Raw genomic sequence first — 22,242 nt, forward strand, 5'->3', positions numbered from 1 at the left:
TTGTGGGAGAGGTCTTGGTCGCTTCTCTTTGTGACAGTCTTTCATTAATGGCCGCGGACAGTTACGGTGCCGCGTCTTCTGCAATCCGGAGCCTTCTGTGAAACATCGCCTGTCCGCAACGGTTTTTGCCGTTTTTGCTGCGCTTTCTTCCTACGGGAATGCTGCGATGGCCGCTTCGGGAAGCCCCTCAGAAAACTTTACGCCTGCACAGCGTGCCGAAGTGGTTCAGATCCTTCGGCAGGCTCTGAAAGAAGATCCTTCCATTCTGACGGATGCCATCCGCTCCCTGCGAGAGAAGGCGGAGCAGCAGAAGCAGGATTCGGCTCTTGAGGCTGTCAAAACGCATTTGCATGATCTACAGACGGCTCCCGACTATGCTGTTCGGGGTAATCCGCACGGAAAAATTACCGTGGTGGAATTCTTTGATCCGCGCTGCTCGTATTGCCGGGCCATGATGCCGGAAGTTGATCGTTTTCTGGCCCGTCATCCAGATGTCCGTCTGGTTGAAAAGGTTATTCCAGTGCTGGGGAGCGGCAGCGTGCTCGATAGCCGTGCCATCTTCGCTGCCAGCGCGCAGGGGAAATATGACGTGATGCGTCAGGCTCTGATGGCAGATACCACCAAGCCGACCATGGAACGGATCACGGAGCTTGCGAAGGCAAACGGTCTGGATGCCGATCGCCTGAAAGCAGATATGAGCTCGCCGGCAACTGTCGCTCTGATTACGACCAATCTGGATCAGGGCCGTGCCATCAATCTTGACGGGACGCCGACGTTTATTTTCGGTTCGGCTGCCGTTGCTCCAGGTGCTCTTAATGAAGAGCAGATGGAAGCCTTCCTGGAGCAGGCTAGAAAATCCTGAATTCTTAAGAGAAGTTCTTAGGTGCCGGAAGGGCCATCGCCGGGAATGTGAAAAGCGTAAATTTCGGATCCCAATTAGTGCCGTAATTGAGTGCCATATGAGCATGGAGGCGTTCTTGTGAAGATCGTCTTCCATGTAGAAAGGCGAAAATTTCGCCACTGTCCGTTCACATGCGGGCGGACTACGATGCAGGTCTCTTACAGTTGAAGAAGCTGGGATTCTCCGGCTCTTCTTGCACTAAGGTATATCGAAACTGTTCTCTCTGTTTCCGTCTGAAAATAGCGCTTCACGTCTTTCTGGCTCCCCTTCAGGAAGACAGCCCTTATTGATGGGTATCCTGAATGTTACGCCGGATTCGTTCTCTGATGGCGGTCATTTTCAGGCCCCGGAAACAGCGCTGGCACACGCCCGGTCCATGCTCACTGATGGTGCCGACATTCTGGATATCGGGGCGGAGTCAACGCGACCTGGTTTTCGCTCAGTGCCGGCCGATGAAGAATGGGCACGGCTTGAGCCGATTATTAACCGTCTTGCGCCTGAGGGCGTTCCGATCTCGGTCGATACAACGAAAGCCGTGGTAGCTCGGAAATCTCTTCAGGCGGGTGCACGAGTTATCAATGATGTTTGGGGCTTTCAGGCCGATCCAGATATGGCGTTCGTGGTGGCAGACAGGGGAGCCTCGGCGGTTCTCATGCACAATCGGCACGATTGCGATGATCAACTGGACCTACTGGCGGACTGGCACCGGTTTTTTGATCATTCACTCAATCTGGCTGAGAAGGCCGGGGTAAAGAAAGACTTTCTGATTCTGGACCCGGGAGTTGGTTTTGGAAAAACACAGGATCAGAACGTTCAGGCTGTGGCCTCCGTTGGTATTCTGAAACAGGAGTATGGTCTGCCTGTCCTTCTGGGGCTCTCCCGGAAGTCTATGTTTGGATATCTTCTAGGGCGCCCTGTAGACGAACGGCTGGCGGGAACCCTGGCTGCCAATCTTTTCGGTGCAGATGCTGGCGCTGATATTCTGCGTGTTCATGACGTTCGGGAGCATGCAGATGCGCTGGCAATGCGCCAGATCCTGAAGGACTGTAAATGATTACCGCCCCGCTGACTGCCGTCTTTGTTCGGGATCTTTGTCTGTTCGGTTATCATGGCGTGTTGCCGGAAGAGAACCGGATCGGGCAACGCTTCATCATTGATATCGAGATTCGTGCAGATCTCTCAGGGGCTATCGAAACAGACGACTACCTTCAGGCCGTCTGCTACGGCACTTTGTGCGATATCGCTTCTGACATCGTGACCGGAAAGCCCATGGGCCTGATAGAGGCCCTGGCGGGACGGATTGCTGATGAGGTTTTGAGGCGTCTGGGGCGTGTTGAGCAGGTTCTTGTGACCGTGCGCAAGCCGTCTGCACCCGTGCCCTATCCCGTATCGGAAACCGCGACGACAGTTGAGCGCCAGCGGGTTCATGAGGTTGCGTTCTCGCTGGGCGCCAATCTGGGGGACCGTGAGGCAATCCTGGCAGCTGCAATAGATTGTTTGTCTCTGGAGAGCGGCTTGCAGCTTCTGAACGTCTCGTCCCTGTACGATAGTGCACCGTGGGGTGGGATCGATCAGCCGGGATTCGTCAATCTGTGTGTAACGGGTCAGACAACGCTGCGTCCTCATGCAGTGCTGACGATTTGTAAGCGGATTGAGCGGGAGTTGGGTCGGCAGCCGGGTGTCCGCTGGGGGGCACGGGCTATCGATATTGATCTTCTTCATTATGATGAATGCAGTATTTCTGACCGTGTTTTGACGCTGCCGCACCCCCATCTGTTTGAACGGGCGTTTGTTCTCGAACCTCTGGCGGAAATAGCGGCAGGGCGTGTGATTGGTGGACGTCGGGTGGCGGACGCGCTAGCAGTCCTGCCTCGAACCAGCGGAGATGTGACCCGGCGTGACCCGGATCGTGCCGCTTCGGGGAACGAAGGAGCCTGAAACCCGACATGACTGACCGGAACGCCACGGCTGCAAAAGCCAGCAATGAAGACCTGCGCCCGCTCGAAGGCTTGTCTCGGCCTGCCGATGCGCAGGAGCGGATTGCGGGCGCAGTTCGTACAATTCTGGAAGCGCTCGGAGAAAATCCGGAGCGCGAGGGCTTACATGACACGCCTCAGCGCGTGGCAAAGATGTATCTGGAAGTGTTCGAAGGTCTGTATGAAGACCCGCGCGATCATCTGAAGACGCAGTTCTCAGCAGACCAGCACCATGGTGCGGTTATCGTCAAGGATATCCATTTCCATTCCATGTGTGAGCATCACCTTCTCCCGGTGCACGGTAAGGCGCATGTGGCCTATCTGCCGGCAGGCGGGCGTTTGACGGGCCTTAGTAAGCTGGCGCGCGTTGTGGAAGGTTTTGCTCGACGTCCCCAGTTGCAGGAGCGCCTGACCGATCAGGTCGCGCAGGCCATGGAGGATGTGCTGGCGCCGGAAGCTGTGCTCGTTGTGATTGAAGCCGAGCATATGTGCATGAGTATGCGCGGTGTACGCTCGCCGGGTTCCACTACGGTTACAATGATTGCCCGTGGAACCTGGAAGCATGACCATGCAGCCCGCATGGAGATCCTGTCTCTTCTGCGAAGCTGAAAGGCTTTAAAGATCCGATATGCTCATGTCTGCCCGGTTCCACCAGCAGGCTTGGGCAGCGCGCTCGACTTGCGGAAGATAGAATGAGGGATCGCCGCTGAGCTTGACCGTGTTGGTCGGGGTTTCTTCAAGCTCAATTTCATGAACGCGAAGCTTTCCGCCCTGATCGGCGAGAATGGCTGTCAGCTTGGCAAGCAGAAGCGCGGTCATGACTTCGGTCGTGGGGTCGCCTGGCGTGACGACGATCCTGCGTGCGCGTTCAGGCTCGTGATCCCGGAACCATGCCAGCAGCGGGTCTCGCTCCGATAACTGCAAAGCATGGTCGAGACTGTTGTCTACGAAATCATGCCAGCGGGTTTTGGCCTCTGCGAATGGCAGGATCATGTTCTGGTGACCATCCAGCCGTTTCTCGTCAACGGGCCGGAGTGTCACCTTCACATATTCATTATGCCCATGCGGAACCGCACACTTCTCACTGGTGCCAGTAATAAGCCTGTGGCCCATGCAGAAACGGCGCGTAAAGACGAGTTCTGCGGTCATGCTTTGCTCTCGCAATAACGGCGCCAGCCTTCAGCACGGAGCTGACAGGCCGGGCATGTGCCACAGCCATAGCCCCAGGCGTACTGATGTGTGCGATCTCCCATATAGCAGGAGTGGCTCTCCTGATTGATAAGATCTACGAGCGCTTTTCCGCCGAGTTCTTCCGTCAGATCCCAAGTTTGAGCTTTGTCGATCCACATCAGGGGCGTGTGCAGCACGAAGCGCTGGTCCATGCCCAGGTTCAGGGCAACCTGCAGTGCTTTGATCGTATCGTCGCGGCAGTCCGGGTAGCCCGAATAATCGGTTTCACAGACGCCCGTAACGATATGCTTGACGTTGCGACGATAAGCCAATGCGGCTGCGAACGTCAGGAAGATCAGGTTACGACCTGGCACAAAGGTATTGGGCAGACCACTTTCGTTGAAGCCAATTTCGGCTTCTCGGGTCAGAGCGGTCTCGGACAGGGCGCCAAGGGATGCCAAATCAATGGTATGATCTTCACCCAGCCTTGCTTTCCATTCTGCAGAATGGGCTGCCATCTGCGCGCGCAGGGTGGCACGGCACTCAAGCTCGACAAGATGTCGTTGTCCGTAAGCGTAACCTACGGTCTCAACACGATCGAAACGGGAGAGAGCCCAGGCGAGGCAGGTTGCTGAATCCTGGCCGCCAGAAAACAGGACGAGGGCGGCGTTGCTCATGGAATTCCGATCATCTTGTGAGTTTGCAGGGAAAGGCGCCAGCGCGGATGTGCCAGACAATACGCAACAGCAGCCTGCGTGTTCTCCAGGCGGTTCGGTCCATCCATTGGCTGCAACCAGAAGTGCTGAAAGGACAGCGTGTCGAACAGTTCGGGTGGGAGCTCGATCTGTGGATATACGAGCTTCAGCTCCGAGCCATTTTTCTGGACCAGGGCGCCACCCGGTTTGGGGCTGACACAGATCCAGTCGATCCCGTCCGGTGCGGCGATTGTTCCGTTGGTTTCAACGGCAATCTCAAACCCCCGGGCCTTCACGGCAGCAATCAGTTCCGCATCCAGTTGGAGAAGTGGCTCTCCTCCTGTGAACACAACATAACGGCGGCCCGAAGCATCAGCGACGCTTTGCCAGCATTGTTCGATCGTATCCGCCAGAGTGGCTGCGTCCTGAAAGCGGCCGCCTCCTTCACCGTCGGTTCCAATAAAATCCGTGTCGCAGAAGCGGCATGCTGCCGTTTCACGGTCCTGCTCTCGGCCTGACCACAGGTTGCACCCGGCAAACCGGCAGAATACCGAGGCGCGACCCGTCTGCGCACCCTCTCCCTGGAGGGTGACGAACATTTCCTTCACAGCATAAGACATGACCGCAGCATTTCGGCGAGGACGCGGCCAGATGCAAGGGAAAACATTCTTTTATCTGCGGACAGATGTTTCGACGGCCCGCAGGGGTGGGCAGAAACGTCTTTCATGGTAGGGAGAAGCCCATGGAAGACAGCAACTCCCGTACTCCCATACTCGATCTGGCTCCGCAGAAGGGATTCGGCCGTATCCGGGCCGCATTGGATGACCTGAAGGCCGGCTTTCGGCTGCTGCCACTGGCTGTTGCTCTTGGCTGGCTGGACATCAAGCTCCGATATCGCGGGTCAGTGCTGGGGCCATTCTGGCTGACAATTTCGACCGCGATCATGACGGCAGCCATGGGGGTGGTCTACGGCTATCTTTTCCATATGGATCTGCCGCATTACCTGCCGTTTCTATCGCTTTCAATTGTATTGTGGGGATATATCAGCGGCGTCATAAACGATGCTGCGACGGCCTTTACGCAGAGTACATCGCTGTTTCATGCCAGACGGATTCCCGCCACACTGCCGGTCATTCGACTGATTGTCCGTAACGTGCTGATGTTGCTCCACAACGTTGTGGTCATTGTCGTTGTGTTCGGCATCTATCACGTTTGGCCGAAGCACAGCTGGAGCCTGCTGCTGAGTGTGCCGCTCTGGCTGCTGGACAGCTTTTCGATCATTCTGCTGATCGGGATGCTTGGGGCGCGTTTTCGAGATATCGCACCCATCATGGCGTCACTTCTGCAGATCTTCTTTTTCGTCACACCCGTGATCTGGAAACCGGATCTGATCTATGTGGGACGTCAGTACCTTCTTTTGGATCCGTTCTACCCCATTTTGGAAATCATGCGTGGCCCATTGATGGGATACGAAGTTCGGCCCGTCCTCTGGTATGCTGCAATCGGGCAGGGCATTCTTCTTTGGGGGGGCGCCGCTGCGCTGTTCTGTCGTATGCGCGCCCGTATTCCGTACTGGATCTGATAGAATGCCAAGTATTGTCGTTGATCAGCTTCGGATCGATTTTCCCCTGTATCATGGGCAAAGCCGCTCGTTGAAGCGGCATGTCGGGGACAAGCTTTCCAGTTTTCGTCCCGGCTCTCCGGCGGCACATCTGGTGCAGGATGGCCGGGAGCGGACCATTGTCAGTGTTTTGCAGGATATCAGCTTCAGTCTTGCCCCCGGCGAGCGACTGGGTCTGATTGGACGCAATGGCGCGGGCAAAACCACGCTTCTCCGTGCGCTTGCAGGCATTTACGAACCCGTACAGGGGCGTGTTCGGCTGGAAGGTTCGATTGGGACGCTGCTGGATAGCAGTCTTGGCATGAACACAGAATTGACTGGGCGTGAGAATATCCGTCTGTTCGGCCTGCACGGCGGTCTTTCCAAGCAGCAGACGGCTCAGTTGGATCGGGATGTTGAGGCATTTGCAGATCTGGGCAGCTATATGGATATGCCTGTCAAAGCCTACAGTTCAGGAATGACGGTTCGCCTGGCTTTTGGTTTGGCAACGGCCATGACGCCACAAATTCTTCTGATGGATGAATGGTTTTTGGCTGGCGATGGTGCTTTTATGAACAAGGCAAGAGAACGGCTGGAAGGCATGGTCCAGCATGCAGATATTCTTGTGATTTCGACCCATCAGCCAGACATCATGCGGAAATGGTGCACACGGGTTATCTGGCTGGAAAATGGGAAGATCCGGATGGATGGTCCTCCAGATGAGGTGTTGGAAGTTTATCTGACGGCCTGATTGCCTTGGGATCAGGCCGTAATATGCAGGTCCCTGTGGTTGTCTGTAGCGTCAGACGGGCTGTTCGTCGTTGTTTCAGAAATGATATTGCCCGAAGAATCCGTAATCGTGGTGGTGACAGAGCCATCGGCGTTTGTCGTCGTGGTTGTCTCTTCGGCCGAAGAGGAGGGCGTCGTGTTCGAGCTCTGATTCGCGGCTGTGCCATAGAGCGTCGATAGATTGGAAACTGCGTCAAGAGAGGAGATGGAAGACATAAATTGCATCCTGCAAAGATGAGGGATGCTTAGAGTGTCTGCCTCGCCGGTTAAGGATTTCTTACGAAACCGATGGCTCTTTGTAGCCAAGCGTAACACTTCTTTCCGTATACGAGAAAAACGGAAAAGCTCTATGCTTGATAAAGATAGAATTTTTAGGGGGAGTTAATCAGCGCCACTCTTTAAAGAGTGGCGCGAGTGACGGGGCTCGAACCCGCGACCTCCGGCGTGACAGGCCGGCGCTCTAACCAACTGAGCTACACCCGCAAATCGCTTTAGGCGATTTTTGGACCGTCCGTTCGAGGCCGTGTTGGCTTCCTCTCGGTCGGTGGCGGTGATTTAGCAGTGTGCTCTGGGGGTGGCAAGAGCGTTTTTAAAAAAAATGCTTTTTTCGAGCAAAAAAAATGACTTGCAGGAAAAACGTGAGGTGCGAACAGTGTAACTGTTTGAAACGTTTGGTGGATGTGTGCCGGAATGTGGGTGTTGAAGCGACTGGGAGCCGTTGGGCTGCTTGCTGTGGCTCTGTCGGCTTGTGCGCCGACGGGGCCGCATCAATGTAAGCTGTATATCAGCGGCGTCATGCCAATCATTAATAGCTCGGGATCTCCGATTGTCAGGGCTGGTATCAACGGTCACCCAGCCGCACTCATCATCGACACAGGGGCTGCTACGTCGGTTATTGGAAGCTCCTACATTTTGCCCCTTGGACTGGAAGTTATGGGCCCAGTGGGCACTATGACGGGTGTGGGGGGAAGCGAGCTTGTTCAGGCTGTTATGATCAAAAGCTTGGAAATGGGGCCTTCCAGCGCCAGAAATATTGTCACCATTGCAGGTGGAAAATTCGGGGAGAAAGCTGACGGCCTTCCGGTGGTGGGTCTTTTCGGGCAGGAGTTTCTTGCCAATTACGACACAATCGTCGACATGCCTGATCATGTTGTCCAGTTGGTTCGCACCGAAGACTGCGCGGTTGCAACGCCAGGATGGGAAGGCACAATCCACAAAATTCCTGTCACCCATTCAGCTAATGATGGGTTGAAAACAAGGCTGCAGATCAAGATCAATGGCAAATCAGCCGATGCTGTTCTGGATACCGGGGCCTCTTCCAGCCTTGTGACAATGAGCGTTGCACGGAGGGCAGGGGTCACTCGAGCGATGCTGAGTAACGATCCTGTCTTTCCTGGCTATGGTGTTACCCGCGAACCGATAAAAATTTATCGACATCTCTTCTCTACGTTGGAGGTAGGAGATATCGCATTCAAGAATATCAGGCTGGATGTCGTTGAAAGCCTTCCGGGCAGTGAGGCTCTTCTTGGGAGTGATTTCCTGAAACACTATCGGCTCTGGATTTCTCGGGATGATTATCTTTACGCTCAGCACGATAAAGACATCCCTGCTGGAGAGGCTGATCAGAGTGCGGCTCGACAGCCGTAACTCTGAAATATCCGGGAAGTGCTGTTAACGGAGTATCAATCAGTCACGGGTAAGACAGTCCTTCATGTCCTTTGTGCTGTGCACGGTGGGGGCAGGTTCTGTTTTGACTGGGTGATCTGGAATGTCTTTCTCACGCGAGCCCGTAAGCACTAAAAGCAGCGGCGTAACTCCAGCGCTGCTGTGGATAGGTCTGCTGTTCCCCATGCTGCTTCTTTGTTGTGCGGCATATTGGCGTGTGCGAGGAATGGCAGGAAGCGTGACAGGCAACAGGCTCTTCGAGTTCCTTGCGCCTGACGCCTTAATTTTCCTTGGCATAAGCCTCTCTGGTATCCTAATTTTCTTTTCAGTCTTTCGTCCAGCTCAACAGCTTGCACAGGCTGCGCATCAACTTGCAGATCAAAGCATTCCTACCTCTATAACGGTTCCAGCTCTTGATGGCGTGCGCGAGCGTCTTCAACGTCTTCAAACTGATCTGGAGAGAAGTCAGAGGCAGGTTGCTGAAGCGCAGACTTCCGCCCGTCATGCTCAGGAAGAAGCCAGTCGGTCACAAAGCGAGGCGATGACTGAAGCCCGCTCGCGCGATGAAATGATCGAGGTGCTCGGGAGTGCCTTGAAAAACCTCAAAGCAGGGCGTCTTGACCAGAAACTGGAAGAGGCTTTCCCGGAAAAATACGAACGGTTGCGGCGAGATTTCAATGAGACACTTGCGGACCTTCAGAAGATCCTAGTGTCTCTAAACGATAGTGTAGGAACGATTTCTTCTGGATCTGCCGAGATTGCTTCTGCCGCCGATGACCTCGCCCGTAGAACGGAACAGCAAGTCAGTCGTCTTGAAGAGACAACACACTCCGTTGGAAGTGTGACCGAGACAGTCAAGAAGACCGCAGATGCGGCGATGCACGCAAGTATTGTCGTTACCCAGACGCGGGAGCGAGCTGAGAGCTCTCGTGAAATCATGGCTGCTGCAACGGCTGCGATGCTGGATATTCAACAATCGTCCAAGCAAATTGGTCAAATTTTAGGACTGATTGACGACATTACGTTTCAGACAAATCTCTTGGCGTTAAATGCAGGTGTCGAGGCGGCACGGGCGGGAGAAGCAGGGAAGGGATTTGCTGTTGTCGCCACAGAGGTCCGGGCCCTTGCACAGAGATCAGCCAATGCGGCGAAAGATATCAAAAATCTGATTACATCCAGCACTCAGCAAGTCGGCAAAGGGACAGCACTCGTTCAGGAAACTGGTGCTGCAATGAAGACGATCGTTGAGAATGTCGGCGAAATCAGTGTCCTGATTGGCGAAATTGCGACTGCAGCGCAAAGCCAGGCAAATGACCTCTCTGAGATAAGTCTGGCCGTAAATCAGATGGACCAGAATACTCAGCAGAATGCTGCGATGGTCGAGCAAGCGACCGCAGCAAGTCATAACCTTAGTGAAGAAGCCAAGGAGTTGGTGCAGATTGTCCATCATTTTCATGTTGGGGAGCGTGACTTGATCGGAACCGGACGCCATCAGACCGACTATAATTTGGTGCCATCGTCACCACTATTCTCGACGGATGATTTTCAAACATCTGATGAAGGCTGGGAGGAATTTCGGTAATGGCGGTGCTTTGTCTCCCAGAAGATATGGGGACTGTATTTGCGGTAACGCTTTTGCAGGAGCTTAGAGAGCAATCGACAGACATTACGTTGAATGCTGGAAGCGTTAAACGCCTGGGAGGACGATGTTTTGAAGTTCTACTTTCAGCTCAGAAGACAGCTCATGCCCGGCAGTCTCGTTTTCTAATCCAAAACCCATCAGCCGAATTCACGCAAGCATTGGAAACGATGGGTGGGACCTTCTTACTAGAAGAAGGCGATACGCCATGAATATCATGATCGTTGATGATTCCAGAACAATCCGGGATCTTTTGCGGAATGTACTGCAGTCGGCAGGGCATATCGTTTGTCTGGCAGAAGATGGTGTGGATGCTCTGGCACAATTAGTAGAGTTTGATCCGGATATTATTATTACAGACCTGAATATGCCACGGATGAATGGACTGGAGCTTGTCAGAAAGCTGCGTCTTGAAAAGAAAACACAATATTTACCAATACTTTTTTTAACGACCGAAGGAAGTCCAGAGGCTCGGAAGGAAGGTCGTGCAGCTGGCGCGACAGGATGGATAGTGAAACCATTCACTGCGGACCGTCTGCTTGAGACTATTGAGCGTGTGTCACCATGAGTGAGAATGGCTCTATGGATGAACTGGAAAGCATTCGTCAGGTTTTTTTCGAAGAGTGCGAAGAGCATTTATCTGCGCTAGAAAATGAACTTGAGACGTTTAACTCGTCTTCTGAAAAAATTAATACGATTTTTCGGGCTGTTCATTCCATCAAAGGAGGAGCAGGTGCTTTTGGCATGGAAAATCTGGTGCGCGCTGCTCACCTGTTTGAAACAGTCCTTGAGAAAATCCGTTCAGGGCAATGCAGCATCGATCAGGATAAAATCGCAATATTTTTGAAAGCAACGGATGCTTTAGCCGATATTGTCGCTTTTTATCGCTTCGGGACGCCATTACAAAACCAAGATGATGTCTGGAGGGACCTTAGCCTGTGCTTGGAAGATAATTCTGCGTTATGTGCACAGCCAGAACTGAACCCGACCATCCTGGAAGACATAGATGGAATTCATTTTCAGCCTGTTAAGATAGATATCGACGTTCCAAAGGAAAACACCTTCTATATTGAGGTGCAGCCTTTATTTTCGTTGTATTCTCATGGCGACGATGTAAGAAATCTCTTCGAATTTTTACAAAAAAAGGGTTTTCTTTCTGTTGAAGTAAAGCCCCACAAAATTCCACTTTTGGACGCATTCGAGCCGGATGTGACATATTTACAGTGGAATATTACCTTAAAGACTTCTGAGGGCAGGAAAAATATTGAAGAAATATTTGAATGGTCAGGAGAAGATCTTAAAGTAGGATTTGTCGATTTTTTTCATAAGGAAAATACTCAAGAAAAAGCGGCTAATCCGTTTGTGGGAGACGAAAATCTCGAGGGTAGTTCAGTTGTATCGCCTGTAATTTCCCCGATTTCGAAAGCTGAATATAAAGAAAACCCTACAGTTCGTGTTGATACGCGCAGAGTGGATAAACTCGTAGATTTAGTAAGTGAATTGGTTATTAATCAAGGAGCTATTCGCACCCAGATGCAATCATACGGTATCCAGCCAGGTTCTTCGCTCGATGCAGTAATCGCGGAGTTAAATCAACTCACCCACGAATTGCAAGAAAATGTAATGGCGATGCGCGCACATCCTATTAGGACTGTTTTTCAGCGCATGGGAAGAATTGTGAGAGAGACAGCCCGTCTTTCTGGAAAGCAGGTCCTATTGCATATAGAAGGTGAAGAAACAGAAATTGATAGATCAATACTTGAAAAGCTTTTTGATCCATTGATGCATATGGTTCGCAATGCAATAGACCACGGCCTAGAAAATGCAGATGTCAGAAGTATGGAAGGTAAAACATATGAAGGAAATCTCTATTTGAGAGCTTTTCATCATTCTGGCCGCGTTATTATTGAAGTGGAAGATGATGGTTCAGGGTTGGATTGTAAGAAAATTTATAATAAAGCCATTGAAAATAAAGTTATTTTTCCTGGAATTCCTATGGAAAAAAAAGAGATTCAAAATTTAATTTTTTCACCAGGATTTTCTACAGTCGAAATTGTTTCGGACTTATCTGGGCGCGGTGTAGGGATGGATGTTGTAAAAAATTCAATATCAGATATCGGCGGAAAAATTATCATTTCCTCTAAAGAAAGAGAAGGGACTAAATTCTCTATTTCTCTTCCTTTAACACTTTCTGTTTTGGAGGGATTGATTTTTAAAATAAATAATCAAAAATTTATTATACCTGTCCCGAATGTTGTGGAAGCTTTTGTATTTAATAGAAAAAGAACTTTTAAAATTTCAGAAAAAAAATGGGGATATTCATATCGTGATGAAATAATCCCGATAGATTTCAATGAAGAAAATGAAATTTCAGATAAAACAAGAAAAGAAAAAATATGCATTGTAGTGGAGAATGAAAAAAAATCAAAACTAGCTATAATGGCGGATGAAATAATAGATCAATCTAGATTTGTTATTAAATCTATAGAAAAAAACTATAAAAAAATATCAGGATTTTCATTGTCTAGTATTTTGGGAGATGGGAGCGTGGCGTTAATTGTCGACGTAGATTCTCTTGCGAATTATTAATTGAAATAAGCAATATTATTGACGAGGTGTAGGAGGAAGTATGTCGCAAATTTTGATTTTTTCATCGAACAATCAAGAGTACTCCATTGATATACGTTGCGTAAAAGAAATAAGAAATTGGATTAATTCGACACCTGTCCCAGATTCGTCAGAGTTTCTTGAAGGCATCATTAATATCCGTGGATCTGTCATTCCTTTGATTGATTTCTCGAAAAAAATTAATGCTTCAGGTATGAAACATGAAAAAAAAGCAATTATTGTTGTGGAGGGAAATAATAAAATAATTTCATTCTCTGTGGAGGATGTTTTAGAAATATTAGATTTTGAACAGGAGAATTTGAAAGATTTTTCTAACTTGAATTTAAATGAAAATTGTTCTTTTTTCGAGGGAATTATTAATTTAGAGAATAGAAATATTTTCAAAATAGATGAATCGTTGTTTATAAAAGATTGTATCCATGGAGACTAAAAATAAATTCTTAATAAGAGAAGAAGAATTTTTTCTTATTTCGAAAATGGTTAAGGAATTAACCGGCATTTCTTTAGGAAAAAGAAAAAACAATCTTATTATTTCAAAAATATCAAGTAGAATAATGGATAATAATATTAATGGTATTGAGGATTATTATAAATTTATTAATTCCAGGAGAGGAAATGATGAAAGGATAAAAATAATTTCTGACATTACAACAAATGTGACTGAATTTTTTAGAGAAAAGAAACATTTTAATTATTTAGACAGACTTTTGCGGCATGATTTTTATAGGGACGCTTATTCAGGAGAAGAAATTCGTATTTGGTCTTCTGCATGTTCTAGTGGAGAGGAGGCGTATTCTGCCGCAATGACGGCAGTTGAGTCGTTGAGTGGCTTGCCTTCAAAAACAATTAAAATTCTTGGTACTGATATCGATCCAGAAATGATCGGGAAGGCGAGGAGCGGAATTTATTGTAAAAATCACGCTTCAAAAATTCCTTCAGAAAAATTTAACAAATTTTGCGTAAACAATATAGATACGTTTTCTATGTCGGAGAATATCAAAGGCTTAATAATTTTTAAAATATTAAATATTACAAGGGATTGGCCATTTCAATCAAAATTTCATGCGATTTTTTGTAGGAATGTTTCAATTTATTTTGACAAACAAACAACAGATCTTCTCTGGAAGAGGTTATCTAGCCGAATTCATCTTAATGGTGAGATTTATATTGGACATTCAGAGCGAATACCAAATTCTCAAGAGTTAGGCCTTCGGCCCATTGGAACGAATGCGTACAAAAAGGTCTTATGATACGGTTAGATTACAAAATTTCAGACTGTATGTCGTCCCGACAACCAATTTCAGTTTTGGTTGTAGATGATTCTTTGACAAGTCGAGCGCTCATAACGCTGTCGCTGAAGCAAGACAAACGGGTTCAAGTGGTAGGAACTGCAAGTACACCACTGGAGGCACGAGATCTGATTGTCAGGTTAAAGCCAGATGTATTGACCCTGGATGTTGAGATGCCGGGGATGAACGGTTTGCAGTTTCTCGAAAAGATCATGCGCCTACGTCCGATGCCAGTCGTCATGGTCTCCAGTCTTTTGTCGCCTTATGGAGAAATCACAGAGCGGGCCCGGCAGATGGGTGCTGTACGGTGCTTCTCCAAAATACCTGTATTGCATGGAGAAGACGCTTTCTCTGGGTTGGCAGACGTTGTGGTTCAGGCGGCATTCTGTAGACCGGGAGGACATGCAAAGGCTCCTTTAATTGAAGAGGAGGCTCAAAACGTCATTGTGGCAATTGGCGCGTCTACAGGAGGGGTTGAAGCGCTTTCTGAAGTGCTGGAAAGTTTCCCGGTTGACTGCCCGCCTACGGTAATTGTGCAGCATATGCCACAGCAGTTTTCGGAGAACTTTTCTCGACGCCTGAATTCAATTTCACGCCCACAAGTTGGTCTAGTTAAGGATTTTTGCCGACTGGAACGTGGGAAAGTTTTGATTGCACCGGGCGGACCGGCGCATACAGAAATTTCTCAGGCTGAAAAAACTGGTTCTTATGTTTGCCGTCTGGTGTCCCAACCCCCGATGAATGGTCATCGACCTTCGGTTGACGCTCTTTTTTTCTCTGTGGCCCAAGCCGCTGGTCCCCAAGCCGTTGGCGTGATTTTGACAGGGATGGAAGCTGACGGCGCTAAAGGATTATTGGCTATGCGAGAGGCGGGCGCTCGAACGATTGGCCAAGATCAACAGACGTCAGTCATTTACGGTATGCCGAGAGCCGCATTCGAGTGCGGTGCTGTGGAAACGCAACTTCCCTTAAGCGAAATCGGACCTGCTATTTTGCGGTTAGCTGAGCGGCATGCAATGGAGAATTATCAATGATTTCTGCCTCATCCATGTCTGTTCTTCTTGTGGATGATCAGACATCTATTCGCTCGTTGTTGAGGAATAGTCTTGTTCAATTAGGCTTTGTCAAAGTTTCTGGGGTCCGTAACGGACTGGAGGCTCTTGACCATCTGAAGGCTAATGCAACGCATCTGATTATATCAGACTTCAATATGCCAGATATGGATGGTCTGGAGTTGTTGAAGGCGGTTCGCTCTTCGCCTGCGTTTGGGAAAACGGGGTTCATCATGTTGACGGGCCAAGCGAATAAAGAGTTGGTGCAGCAGGCTATTTCGGCTGGAGTAAATAATTTTCTGGCTAAGCCTTTTACAACGAGTTCGTTAAAATCTCGGATCGAGGCAGTGTTTGGCCCAATCTGTGGAGCTTGACCCCATGGCTCAGGTCGAGCTGGCTGTTTTGCTGGAAGGAATGGCAATGCAGTATGCCAAAGCATTCTCAGAATGCAGACGCCTTGAGGCAATTCTGCTTGATGCTTGCTGCCAAAAAGAGGGTACTTCCCTGCAGGGACTGGATGTTCTGATGCAGGAATTGGAGCAAATGAGCGTGTTGTGTCATCGCCTTTCAATGCAGTCAGATGTGCAGGGTGTGCAAATTTCTGACCGCGCGATTGAACATTTGACGCTGTCTCACCTTCGCGGAGTGCTCAGAGGGCGTCCTATTGCCTCATATGCTGCTGGCGCTGATGTAGAATTATTTTAGTGTCCATTTAGCTTGGTTTACTAGCGTCTCCCGGCTGAGAATGAACCATTGTCCGATGCTTCTGGAGGCCACGGAGAAGTTGTTCCGCGTCTGAGGGGGTAAAGACGAAACCGACGGGACCGTATGCAGGATGTTGAAAGGCCAGTAAGGACCCTTCAGTCAAGGCATCAATCTGTAAGGCCCAGTTCGTTTTATAAACAGGAGCGAAGCGCGCTCCTTCAATCGGCGCTGGCGGACGCTTTTCCAGTAGCGCTGTGCGTGCCATCCCCAAGCTGGTAATCAACTGGTTCAACTGGGCTTCATCCAGAGAAATGTCACCGGTCAGACCGCTTCCATCCAAAAAGGAGAGAATGATCTTTTGCCCGTCTTCTGAGCGGGTTACCTGCATGCGCGGGTTGCTAGTCATCTCGAGCGCCTCTTTTCAGGGGGTTCCAACGGGAGAATTCTGATGGAATGGACCACTCCATGTCCACCAACCCAAGCGTGTAGCCGTTTGGGTAAGAGCTTCTTCTGCTTCGCGGGCTTTTTGTGGGGTAGGGAAGAGGCCAAAGCAGGTAGCGCCTGATCCGCTCATACGCGACAGAAGGCAATCCGACTGACTTTGAATCGCAGTGAGAACGTCAGAAATAACCGGGGCATGAGCAATCGCGGGTGCCTGAAGGTCATTCGCCGTTTGCCGTAATAGATCCACAAGGTCCCGCATTGACGACCATTGGCTGGGGAGCACCGGTTTTGTACGCTGGACGATACCCCCCATTGCGGCAAAGCTGCGGAAGATATCGGGCGTTGACACACCAACGCCTGGATTAATCAGCAGAATTCCGCCGTTCGGTATTTCTGGTGCTGGGGTCAGAATTTCCCCAATCCCTTCCATGCGTGTCGCTTGCTGGCGAACGCAGACGGGAACGTCGGCACCAAGGGGCTCTGCAAGTGTGCAAAGATCGGACTCTGTTGCGTTCCAGACGCGTGAAAGGAGGCGCAGTGTACACGCGGCATCAGCGGAGCCGCCGCCAATACCTGATGCGACAGGTAGATCCTTTTTCAGTGTCAGCCGGTATGCGTCATGAGAGCCGCTTTTTGCCTGAAGCGCACGGGCGGCCTTAAGAACGAGATTGCTGTCGTCGGCTTCAAGGCCTTTGCCAAATCGTCCTTCAATGGACAGAGAAAACCGATCGCACTTTTCTCCCACACTGATCGTGTCGGCTGCCCCGGCGAAGACTGCGAGACTGTCGAGCAGATGATACCCGTCAGGCCGCCGCCCAGTGACATGCAGATAGAGATTGATTTTGGCGTGGGCGGTATCTTGAAGACGGGTCATTTGTTCTGTTCGAATGATTTGAGATGTGGGCCGCCCTGCTGGAGGGCATTCAGAATGAGAGTGCGATCCTGAGGCTGCGGATTGTCATCCAGAGACTGGTTCCATTGATCCTGAGCCTCCGTGTGGCGACCGAGATACCAATATGCAACGCCCAGATGATAGCCGATTTCGGCATCACTCGAGGCATGCTCCGCAGCTTGAATAAGAATGGGTAGTGCAGTTTTCAGGTCGCCTTTGGCCTTGAGAAGGGCCCAGGCGTAGCTGTCCTGAATAGATGGATCGTTAGGCTGAAGTTCCACCGCGCGCTTAAGCAACTGTAAGGCGTGGTCTTGGTCAATATCGTGTTCGATACTGGCATAACCGACGAAGTTAAGAACTTCTGGCTGGTCAGGGGCGAGTTCCAGCGCATGGTGCATATCTTCCTGCATCATGGCCCAGTCTCCGTTTTCCTGGGCAGCCATGGCGCGACCGAGAAGTATCGGCCAGGCAATCTCCTTTCGAGGAGGGGAGGCCTTGAGAGCTTTCGTATAAAGATCGATCGCCTCGGCATGATGGCCCATCTGATCCTGAACTTCAGCCAGTTGAACCAGAAATTGCGGGTTACCCGGAAGCAGGGTCAGCGCGCGATGAAGCGCATCGGCTTGAAGTGGAAGATCGTGGGAGCGGCTGGCCAGATTGACTCGCTCTTGGGCCGCCAGCGCTGCCAGAGAGTCCGTGCTGGAAACCGAATTGAGTGTCTCGAGGCCCTTCGAGATCTGATTGCCGTCACGGAAGGTGTCGGCAAGGAAAATGCGTGCAACCGTGAGGGTGGGATCAAGATAGAGGGCCTGTTGCAATGCGATGATGGCCGGATCGTGAGGAATGCCTTCCTGCTGAATAACGTCCGTGATCATCAGGGCAAGTTGCAGGTTCAAAATTGCCGCACCCTGAGAGGGAGAAAGGGGAGGTCGTTTTTTCAGGTTATGCTGAAGTGGCCCAATGATCATGGAGGCGAGAGGGGAACTCACGCCCAGCGCAGCAACGGCATCAAGTGCTGCCTTATGCTGGCCCTGACTTTCCAGCCAGCCACCATAAATCTGGGCGTAAAGAATCTGGAGCGTCAGCGGATCATCGGGGCTGTTGCCAGTCTTCTGATAGAGAAGTTCAGCCTGATGCTGAGAAGGCAGTCGCTCTGCAATCAGCGCAGCATGGAACAGGTAGAGGCGGCGTGTCGGGGCAAAGGTCGCAGCGGCGTTGAGAGTGGAAAGTGCCTGCTCGACATGGCCTTCGTCTGTCTGCGCCCATGCGAGAAGAACTGGCGTTGCAACAGAGACCAGAGGGCCTCGATGGTTATTGCGGCTCAGGGTCTGGCGCATTTCCGTCCAGGATTTCCGAGTAACCGCGTTCTGGGCAAGGACGAGGGTGGCAATATCGCTGGCGGGAAGCGTTTTGGCGAACGTCACAGCCTCATCTTCATGTCCGGTCATGGCAGCGTAGCGCAGAGCATCTTCGCGCAGCTTCAGATCGCGGGAAGATAACGTCAGGACATGTGAAAGCGCGTTATAGGCAGCGTCGATCTCACCGCGTTGCATCATGACGCTCGACGCCAGCAGCCAGCCGGTCAGGGATTTCCCGGGATCAATAGCGGGCAGTGTTTCCGGAGGAGGGGCCGCAAATGCTGAGGGCAGGAGGGTTCCCGCCAGCAGAAGTGCCGAGAGACCCGCGCGAAGCGAGTGCGAAAAAACCGGAATTGATCTGGGCCAGCCGCGCGTGATCTGCATAATGGGTCAATTCTAGACCGCATGCGGTCATACGCCAACCTGAACGGATTTTTCATGACACCCCAGCCTGTTCCGAGCCGGGCAGAACTGCTTGCCGCGCTACAGCTGCAATATGACTGGGGTGTGGACGAGGTTCTTTCGGAAGAGACGATTGACCGCCTTTCGGATGTGCCTCGGAGTCTGCCTGCGCGAGTGGACACCTTACACGCCAGACCAGCGTTACCCAGGGAAGTGCCATCGCCTGCGCCGGTATCACCCGGGCTGGAACAGGCACGTGATCTGCCGGCCCTGATTCGGGCGAGCGAAACGCTTGATGATCTGTTTCTGGCGCGGACGGCAACGCATCGGCTCAAGCCCGTTTTTGTCGATGCTGCTCGCTTCATGCTGATTGGAGAGACGCCGGATGCGGATGAAGATCGCTCTGGAGAACTTTTTGCGGGGCGTGCCGGTGAGCTTCTGGATCGAATGCTGGCCACTGCAGGGCTGGAACGCTCCGTGCTCTCAATGGCACCAGCAGTTCCATGGCGGCCGCCAGGAGGGCGTGGTGTAACGGATCAGGAGATGCGGTCCTGTCGTCCGTTGCTGTTGAAAACGATCGCCCTGTGCCGACCACCGTTTCTGGTGACGATGGGAGTAACGCCTCTGCGGCTGCTTCTGGGGGATCAGGCCATGCTGAATCGGCTGCGTGGCAAATGGACGGAAATTCGGATTCCCGAGCTGGATGCACCGGTTGCTCTGCTGCCTATGCGACACCCGTTACAACTCGCTGCCAGCCCTGCTGCACGCCGGAATGCGTGGCAGGATCTTCTGGTTTTGATGGAGCGATTGAGTGCGGAAAATACAGAACTAAACACGTCCTGATTTAAACCTGTAAAAAACTTCGCGAAAACGCAAAAAACTACTCGAAAACAGGTGTTTGCCACTGGATTGTTCCAGTGTGTGACGATATCATCGCTTAGTCCGAGGCTCTGTTCTGGTTAACCAAAACTTGCCAGCGTGCCAGAAACCGGGTAGCACCCGGCGGCTATGCGAAGGATTACCCCTTTCATCTCAGGTGGCACGGCGCGAGCGTTGCTTGTGAGTGTGCTGATTCTGACCGGTGGAACTTTCTCCCCGGTGCGTGCTGACGGTGTGCAGACTCTGCCCCCTCAGCCAGACCATGCTGGCGATGAAACAGCGTTTGCAGAAGCCCGTCCCAGCCTCGGTGGGGACGGCATTGTATCGCTGCCACACCCTCTGACGGCCACTATGGCCAGTCGATATCGTCTGATCCTGCAGGCGCAGCGTCGTGGTGACCTGCAAGAAGCCATGGAGCAGACGCGTTTGCTTACGGATCGCGTCCTGCTGGGCGATGTTCTGGCAGATCGCTATCTTGCGCCTGGTGCTCATCCAGGAGCGGACCAGCTTCGCGACTGGTTGAAAAACTATTCAACCCAACCGGACGCCCCTGCAATTCAGGGGCTTCTGGTAAGGACTGCTCCGGCAGGCTCCGTTCAGGTCCAGAATTTTGTGAGGTCTCTGGCGCCTGAAGATCGTCCTGAAACTGTCCACCTGCCCAATAGTTCCCCTGCGGATCCATTGGCGCATGCCTTCACGCGTAACCCTCTTCTGGATCGTACGGTTCAGGAGAGGGTGATGCAGGGCGTGAAGGGCGCAGCCAGTGCATTGCACCTTGTGGATATTACGCCTGGCATGACCCCTGCCTATGCAGGGCAGCTTTACGGAGAAATTTCTCTGGGGCTGCTCTCCCAGGGAGATGCTCAAAGCGCGCTGCGTCATGGTTGCGCCGGCTTCGAGCGAGGAGGCCATCAGGTTGGTCTTCCTGCTTATGTTGCTGGTCTGGCTGCCTGGCGTCAGGGTCATCTTGATGCGGCATATGAGCTGTTTGAATCGGCGGCGAATGCTCCAGTTACATCGCCCGAGCTTCATGCAGCCGCAGCGTTCTGGGCTGCACGTGCAGAAATTCGCCGTCACGCAATGGCGGCATACGTGTCCTGGCTCCATCGTGCAGCGAACCATCATGAAACATTTTATGGGATGCTCGCCGCTCAGACACTGGAGCTCGGACGTAAGGGGCATGCCCGCCTGCCAGACAGCGTAACGGAAATCACGCTCCGTGATCCTGTTCCGGTTCTTGGGGAAATTGACGTCGAGGCCATCAGTGCGCTTCCGCAGGGCCGACAGTTGTTTGCCCTGCTTCAGATTGGCGAGCGTGCACGCGCCGAGGCGCTGATGCGACGGATGTGGACGGACGTGGCGCCTGATAGTGCACGGTCCCGGTCCTTGCAGCTTGTTGCCCAGACTGCCGGATTTGAAGATCTGTCCGAACAACTCGCGTCGCTCATCATGAATGGGGAGAGCCGGCCACAAGCGGCTGGTGCGGATTTGCCGATGCCCCGTCTCAAGCCGAACCATGGTTTCCGGATGAACCCGGCTCTGGTTTATGCCCTCACGCGCGTTGAATCGAATTTCGATGCTGCCGCTACATCCGGGGCAGGTGCGCATGGGCTGATGCAGATCCGACCGATCACGGCAAGCTTCATCACCCTGCATCACCAGACATATGATGCCCATGGGATGGCTGTTATTCCCGTGCCGCCTGACATGGTAAACCGCCTCCACAACCCGTCATCCAATCTGGAAATTGGTCAGCTTTACGTGCTGTATTTGGCCTCTCAGTCGAGCCATACATCTTTGTCGGCGCGGCCTGAGGGCGGCGATCTTGTACGGGTTCTGGCGTCTTACAACGCAGGGCCTGGCGCTATCGCCCGCTGGGAAAGCGCGCAGACGGCAGATCTGCATGATCCGCTGTTCTTTATGGAAACGCTGCCCAACACGGAAACGCGTGACTATGTGCATCGCGCCCTGACGTATACGTGGCTGTATGCACATAAGATGGGGCTCTCTTCGCCGTCTCTGAAAGCGCTGACGCATTCTGAGTGGCCATCATTTGGCGCGGAGCAGGCTCTGGCTCATGAGCAGATGGCGCTGAACTAAGAATAAAAAAACCTCGCATCAGCGTTTTGATGCGAGGTCTTTTCAGAAAATCGCCCGG

At 51.7% G+C, this 22,242-nt stretch carries 25 protein-coding genes and 1 tRNA gene; 18 read left to right on the forward strand and 8 right to left on the reverse strand.

The genetic code is table 11. The features are described from left to right. Positions 1 to 97 precede the first annotated feature (97 nt). The 4 genes from KP702_RS01035 to folE all read left to right on the forward strand — a co-directional run bounded on the left by KP702_RS01035 (position 98) and on the right by folE (position 3,486). On the forward strand, positions 98 to 862 hold the full coding sequence (locus tag KP702_RS01035; RefSeq protein ID WP_167386101.1) for a DsbA family protein: 765 nt from the start codon (positions 98 to 100) through the stop codon (positions 860 to 862). Between the two features lie 328 nt (positions 863 to 1,190). Next, complete coding sequence (folP, locus tag KP702_RS01040) at positions 1,191 to 1,955, forward strand: dihydropteroate synthase (protein ID WP_202206321.1); 765 nt, start codon at positions 1,191 to 1,193, stop codon at positions 1,953 to 1,955. Further along, positions 1,952 to 2,839, forward strand: coding sequence for a 2-amino-4-hydroxy-6-hydroxymethyldihydropteridine diphosphokinase (folK, locus tag KP702_RS01045; RefSeq protein ID WP_202206322.1), 888 nt, complete (start codon positions 1,952 to 1,954; stop codon positions 2,837 to 2,839). Before folP ends, folK begins: the two co-directional genes overlap by 4 nt. Positions 2,840 to 2,847: 8 nt before the next feature. Then, the gene (gene folE / locus KP702_RS01050; RefSeq protein WP_202206323.1) at positions 2,848 to 3,486 is read left to right on the forward strand and encodes a GTP cyclohydrolase I FolE; all 639 of its coding nucleotides are present in this window, start codon (positions 2,848 to 2,850) and stop codon (positions 3,484 to 3,486) included. Positions 3,487 to 3,492: 6 nt separating this feature from the next. Here folE and KP702_RS01055 read toward each other — a convergent pair whose 3' ends face one another. The 3 genes from KP702_RS01055 to queE are packed head-to-tail and all read right to left on the reverse strand — an operon-like array spanning position 3,493 to position 5,362. Further along, positions 3,493 to 4,026 carry a 6-carboxytetrahydropterin synthase gene (locus KP702_RS01055; RefSeq protein ID WP_202206324.1) on the reverse strand — a complete coding sequence of 178 codons (534 nt, stop codon included), beginning with the start codon at positions 4,024 to 4,026 and terminating at the stop codon, positions 3,493 to 3,495. After that, positions 4,023 to 4,724, reverse strand: coding sequence for a 7-cyano-7-deazaguanine synthase QueC (queC, locus tag KP702_RS01060; protein ID WP_202206325.1), 702 nt, complete (start codon positions 4,722 to 4,724; stop codon positions 4,023 to 4,025). Before queC ends, KP702_RS01055 begins: the two co-directional genes overlap by 4 nt. Continuing rightward, positions 4,721 to 5,362, reverse strand: a complete 642-nt coding sequence (gene queE / locus KP702_RS01065) for a 7-carboxy-7-deazaguanine synthase (protein ID WP_211499893.1) — start codon at positions 5,360 to 5,362, stop codon at positions 4,721 to 4,723. Before queE ends, queC begins: the two co-directional genes overlap by 4 nt. A 122-nt stretch (positions 5,363 to 5,484) precedes the next feature. Between queE and KP702_RS01070 the strand changes: the two genes are divergently transcribed. Together KP702_RS01070 and KP702_RS01075 are read left to right on the forward strand one after the other, a co-directional pair. Continuing rightward, positions 5,485 to 6,324: an ABC transporter permease gene (locus KP702_RS01070; protein WP_202206327.1), complete on the forward strand. Its 840-nt coding sequence runs from the start codon at positions 5,485 to 5,487 to the stop codon at positions 6,322 to 6,324. A gap of 4 nt (positions 6,325 to 6,328) precedes the next feature. Beyond that, positions 6,329 to 7,093, forward strand: coding sequence for an ABC transporter ATP-binding protein (locus KP702_RS01075; RefSeq protein ID WP_202206328.1), 765 nt, complete (start codon positions 6,329 to 6,331; stop codon positions 7,091 to 7,093). Positions 7,094 to 7,104: 11 nt separating this feature from the next. On the opposite strand, the gene KP702_RS01080 is transcribed toward KP702_RS01075, so the two are convergent. After that, positions 7,105 to 7,347 (reverse strand): hypothetical protein, encoded by a 243-nt coding sequence (locus tag KP702_RS01080; protein WP_202206329.1) that lies wholly within the window; start codon positions 7,345 to 7,347, stop codon positions 7,105 to 7,107. Positions 7,348 to 7,537: 190 nt separating this feature from the next. Continuing rightward, a tRNA-Asp gene (locus KP702_RS01085) sits at positions 7,538 to 7,614 on the reverse strand. 207 nt (positions 7,615 to 7,821) lie between these two features. Between KP702_RS01085 and KP702_RS01090 the strand changes: the two genes are divergently transcribed. The 10 genes from KP702_RS01090 to KP702_RS01135 all read left to right on the forward strand — a co-directional run bounded on the left by KP702_RS01090 (position 7,822) and on the right by KP702_RS01135 (position 16,109). Then, positions 7,822 to 8,778, forward strand: coding sequence for a retroviral-like aspartic protease family protein (locus tag KP702_RS01090; RefSeq protein WP_202206330.1), 957 nt, complete (start codon positions 7,822 to 7,824; stop codon positions 8,776 to 8,778). Positions 8,779 to 9,034: 256 nt separating this feature from the next. After that, positions 9,035 to 10,378, forward strand: a complete 1,344-nt coding sequence (locus KP702_RS01095; protein ID WP_237389815.1) for a methyl-accepting chemotaxis protein — start codon at positions 9,035 to 9,037, stop codon at positions 10,376 to 10,378. Further along, complete coding sequence (locus tag KP702_RS01100) at positions 10,378 to 10,647, forward strand: STAS domain-containing protein (RefSeq protein ID WP_202206331.1); 270 nt, start codon at positions 10,378 to 10,380, stop codon at positions 10,645 to 10,647. The genes KP702_RS01095 and KP702_RS01100 overlap by 1 nt, the downstream gene beginning before the upstream one ends. Further along, positions 10,644 to 11,003, forward strand: a complete 360-nt coding sequence (locus tag KP702_RS01105; protein WP_202206332.1) for a response regulator — start codon at positions 10,644 to 10,646, stop codon at positions 11,001 to 11,003. The genes KP702_RS01100 and KP702_RS01105 overlap by 4 nt, the downstream gene beginning before the upstream one ends. Next, positions 11,000 to 13,024: a chemotaxis protein CheA gene (locus KP702_RS01110; protein ID WP_202206333.1), complete on the forward strand. Its 2,025-nt coding sequence runs from the start codon at positions 11,000 to 11,002 to the stop codon at positions 13,022 to 13,024. Before KP702_RS01105 ends, KP702_RS01110 begins: the two co-directional genes overlap by 4 nt. A 40-nt stretch (positions 13,025 to 13,064) precedes the next feature. Next, the gene (locus KP702_RS01115; protein WP_202206334.1) at positions 13,065 to 13,493 is read left to right on the forward strand and encodes a chemotaxis protein CheW; all 429 of its coding nucleotides are present in this window, start codon (positions 13,065 to 13,067) and stop codon (positions 13,491 to 13,493) included. Next, positions 13,483 to 14,313 carry a protein-glutamate O-methyltransferase CheR gene (locus KP702_RS01120; protein ID WP_202206335.1) on the forward strand — a complete coding sequence of 277 codons (831 nt, stop codon included), beginning with the start codon at positions 13,483 to 13,485 and terminating at the stop codon, positions 14,311 to 14,313. Before KP702_RS01115 ends, KP702_RS01120 begins: the two co-directional genes overlap by 11 nt. Further along, entirely contained in the window at positions 14,310 to 15,386 is a 1,077-nt protein-coding gene (locus KP702_RS01125) for a chemotaxis response regulator protein-glutamate methylesterase (RefSeq protein ID WP_304599222.1), read from the forward strand. The genes KP702_RS01120 and KP702_RS01125 overlap by 4 nt, the downstream gene beginning before the upstream one ends. Beyond that, complete coding sequence (locus tag KP702_RS01130) at positions 15,383 to 15,778, forward strand: response regulator (protein ID WP_202206336.1); 396 nt, start codon at positions 15,383 to 15,385, stop codon at positions 15,776 to 15,778. The genes KP702_RS01125 and KP702_RS01130 overlap by 4 nt, the downstream gene beginning before the upstream one ends. 4 nt (positions 15,779 to 15,782) lie before the next feature. After that, positions 15,783 to 16,109 (forward strand): hypothetical protein, encoded by a 327-nt coding sequence (locus KP702_RS01135; protein WP_202206337.1) that lies wholly within the window; start codon positions 15,783 to 15,785, stop codon positions 16,107 to 16,109. Positions 16,110 to 16,116: 7 nt separating this feature from the next. On the opposite strand, the gene KP702_RS01140 is transcribed toward KP702_RS01135, so the two are convergent. From KP702_RS01140 to KP702_RS01150, 3 genes are read right to left on the reverse strand one after another with little or no spacing between them, the layout of a single operon-like run. Then, complete coding sequence (locus KP702_RS01140) at positions 16,117 to 16,515, reverse strand: hypothetical protein (protein WP_252348483.1); 399 nt, start codon at positions 16,513 to 16,515, stop codon at positions 16,117 to 16,119. A gap of 15 nt (positions 16,516 to 16,530) precedes the next feature. Continuing rightward, the gene (locus tag KP702_RS01145; protein WP_202206338.1) at positions 16,531 to 17,427 is read right to left on the reverse strand and encodes a 4-(cytidine 5'-diphospho)-2-C-methyl-D-erythritol kinase; all 897 of its coding nucleotides are present in this window, start codon (positions 17,425 to 17,427) and stop codon (positions 16,531 to 16,533) included. Continuing rightward, complete coding sequence (locus KP702_RS01150) at positions 17,424 to 19,187, reverse strand: tetratricopeptide repeat protein (RefSeq protein WP_215768385.1); 1,764 nt, start codon at positions 19,185 to 19,187, stop codon at positions 17,424 to 17,426. Before KP702_RS01150 ends, KP702_RS01145 begins: the two co-directional genes overlap by 4 nt. Before the next feature lie 54 nt (positions 19,188 to 19,241). Here KP702_RS01150 and KP702_RS01155 point away from each other — a divergent pair, with 54 nt between their 5' ends. Then, positions 19,242 to 20,048, forward strand: coding sequence for a uracil-DNA glycosylase family protein (locus KP702_RS01155; RefSeq protein WP_215768386.1), 807 nt, complete (start codon positions 19,242 to 19,244; stop codon positions 20,046 to 20,048). Between the two features lie 210 nt (positions 20,049 to 20,258). Beyond that, positions 20,259 to 22,184, forward strand: a complete 1,926-nt coding sequence (locus KP702_RS01160; RefSeq protein ID WP_215768533.1) for a transglycosylase SLT domain-containing protein — start codon at positions 20,259 to 20,261, stop codon at positions 22,182 to 22,184. Positions 22,185 to 22,242 lie beyond the last annotated feature (58 nt).

Origin of the sequence: Gluconobacter sp. P5B12 (assembly GCF_018812035.1) — a bacterium.
Taxonomy (GTDB): Bacteria; Pseudomonadota; Alphaproteobacteria; order Acetobacterales; family Acetobacteraceae; genus Gluconobacter.

What these genes read in the sequence shown, in the direction of transcription:
- KP702_RS01075 (WP_202206328.1), top strand. Translation starts at nt 6,329, where the DNA reads ATGCCAAGTATTGTCGTTGATCAGCTTCGGATCGATTTTCCCCTGTAT.
- KP702_RS01115 (WP_202206334.1), top strand. Translation starts at nt 13,065, where the DNA reads ATGTCGCAAATTTTGATTTTTTCATCGAACAATCAAGAGTACTCCATT.
- KP702_RS01100 (WP_202206331.1), top strand. Translation starts at nt 10,378, where the DNA reads ATGGCGGTGCTTTGTCTCCCAGAAGATATGGGGACTGTATTTGCGGTA.
- KP702_RS01080 (WP_202206329.1), bottom strand. Translation starts at nt 7,347, where the DNA reads ATGTCTTCCATCTCCTCTCTTGACGCAGTTTCCAATCTATCGACGCTC.
- KP702_RS01130 (WP_202206336.1), top strand. Translation starts at nt 15,383, where the DNA reads ATGATTTCTGCCTCATCCATGTCTGTTCTTCTTGTGGATGATCAGACA.
- KP702_RS01105 (WP_202206332.1), top strand. Translation starts at nt 10,644, where the DNA reads ATGAATATCATGATCGTTGATGATTCCAGAACAATCCGGGATCTTTTG.
- KP702_RS01125 (WP_304599222.1), top strand. Translation starts at nt 14,310, where the DNA reads ATGATACGGTTAGATTACAAAATTTCAGACTGTATGTCGTCCCGACAA.
- folK (WP_202206322.1), top strand. Translation starts at nt 1,952, where the DNA reads ATGATTACCGCCCCGCTGACTGCCGTCTTTGTTCGGGATCTTTGTCTG.
- KP702_RS01135 (WP_202206337.1), top strand. Translation starts at nt 15,783, where the DNA reads ATGGCTCAGGTCGAGCTGGCTGTTTTGCTGGAAGGAATGGCAATGCAG.
- KP702_RS01140 (WP_252348483.1), bottom strand. Translation starts at nt 16,515, where the DNA reads ATGACTAGCAACCCGCGCATGCAGGTAACCCGCTCAGAAGACGGGCAA.
- queC (WP_202206325.1), bottom strand. Translation starts at nt 4,724, where the DNA reads ATGAGCAACGCCGCCCTCGTCCTGTTTTCTGGCGGCCAGGATTCAGCA.
- folE (WP_202206323.1), top strand. Translation starts at nt 2,848, where the DNA reads ATGACTGACCGGAACGCCACGGCTGCAAAAGCCAGCAATGAAGACCTG.
- KP702_RS01155 (WP_215768386.1), top strand. Translation starts at nt 19,242, where the DNA reads ATGACACCCCAGCCTGTTCCGAGCCGGGCAGAACTGCTTGCCGCGCTA.
- KP702_RS01070 (WP_202206327.1), top strand. Translation starts at nt 5,485, where the DNA reads ATGGAAGACAGCAACTCCCGTACTCCCATACTCGATCTGGCTCCGCAG.
- KP702_RS01145 (WP_202206338.1), bottom strand. Translation starts at nt 17,427, where the DNA reads ATGACCCGTCTTCAAGATACCGCCCACGCCAAAATCAATCTCTATCTG.
- queE (WP_211499893.1), bottom strand. Translation starts at nt 5,362, where the DNA reads ATGTCTTATGCTGTGAAGGAAATGTTCGTCACCCTCCAGGGAGAGGGT.
- KP702_RS01110 (WP_202206333.1), top strand. Translation starts at nt 11,000, where the DNA reads ATGAGTGAGAATGGCTCTATGGATGAACTGGAAAGCATTCGTCAGGTT.
- KP702_RS01055 (WP_202206324.1), bottom strand. Translation starts at nt 4,026, where the DNA reads ATGACCGCAGAACTCGTCTTTACGCGCCGTTTCTGCATGGGCCACAGG.
- KP702_RS01090 (WP_202206330.1), top strand. Translation starts at nt 7,822, where the DNA reads ATGTGGGTGTTGAAGCGACTGGGAGCCGTTGGGCTGCTTGCTGTGGCT.
- folP (WP_202206321.1), top strand. Translation starts at nt 1,191, where the DNA reads ATGGGTATCCTGAATGTTACGCCGGATTCGTTCTCTGATGGCGGTCAT.
- KP702_RS01150 (WP_215768385.1), bottom strand. Translation starts at nt 19,187, where the DNA reads ATGCAGATCACGCGCGGCTGGCCCAGATCAATTCCGGTTTTTTCGCAC.
- KP702_RS01120 (WP_202206335.1), top strand. Translation starts at nt 13,483, where the DNA reads ATGGAGACTAAAAATAAATTCTTAATAAGAGAAGAAGAATTTTTTCTT.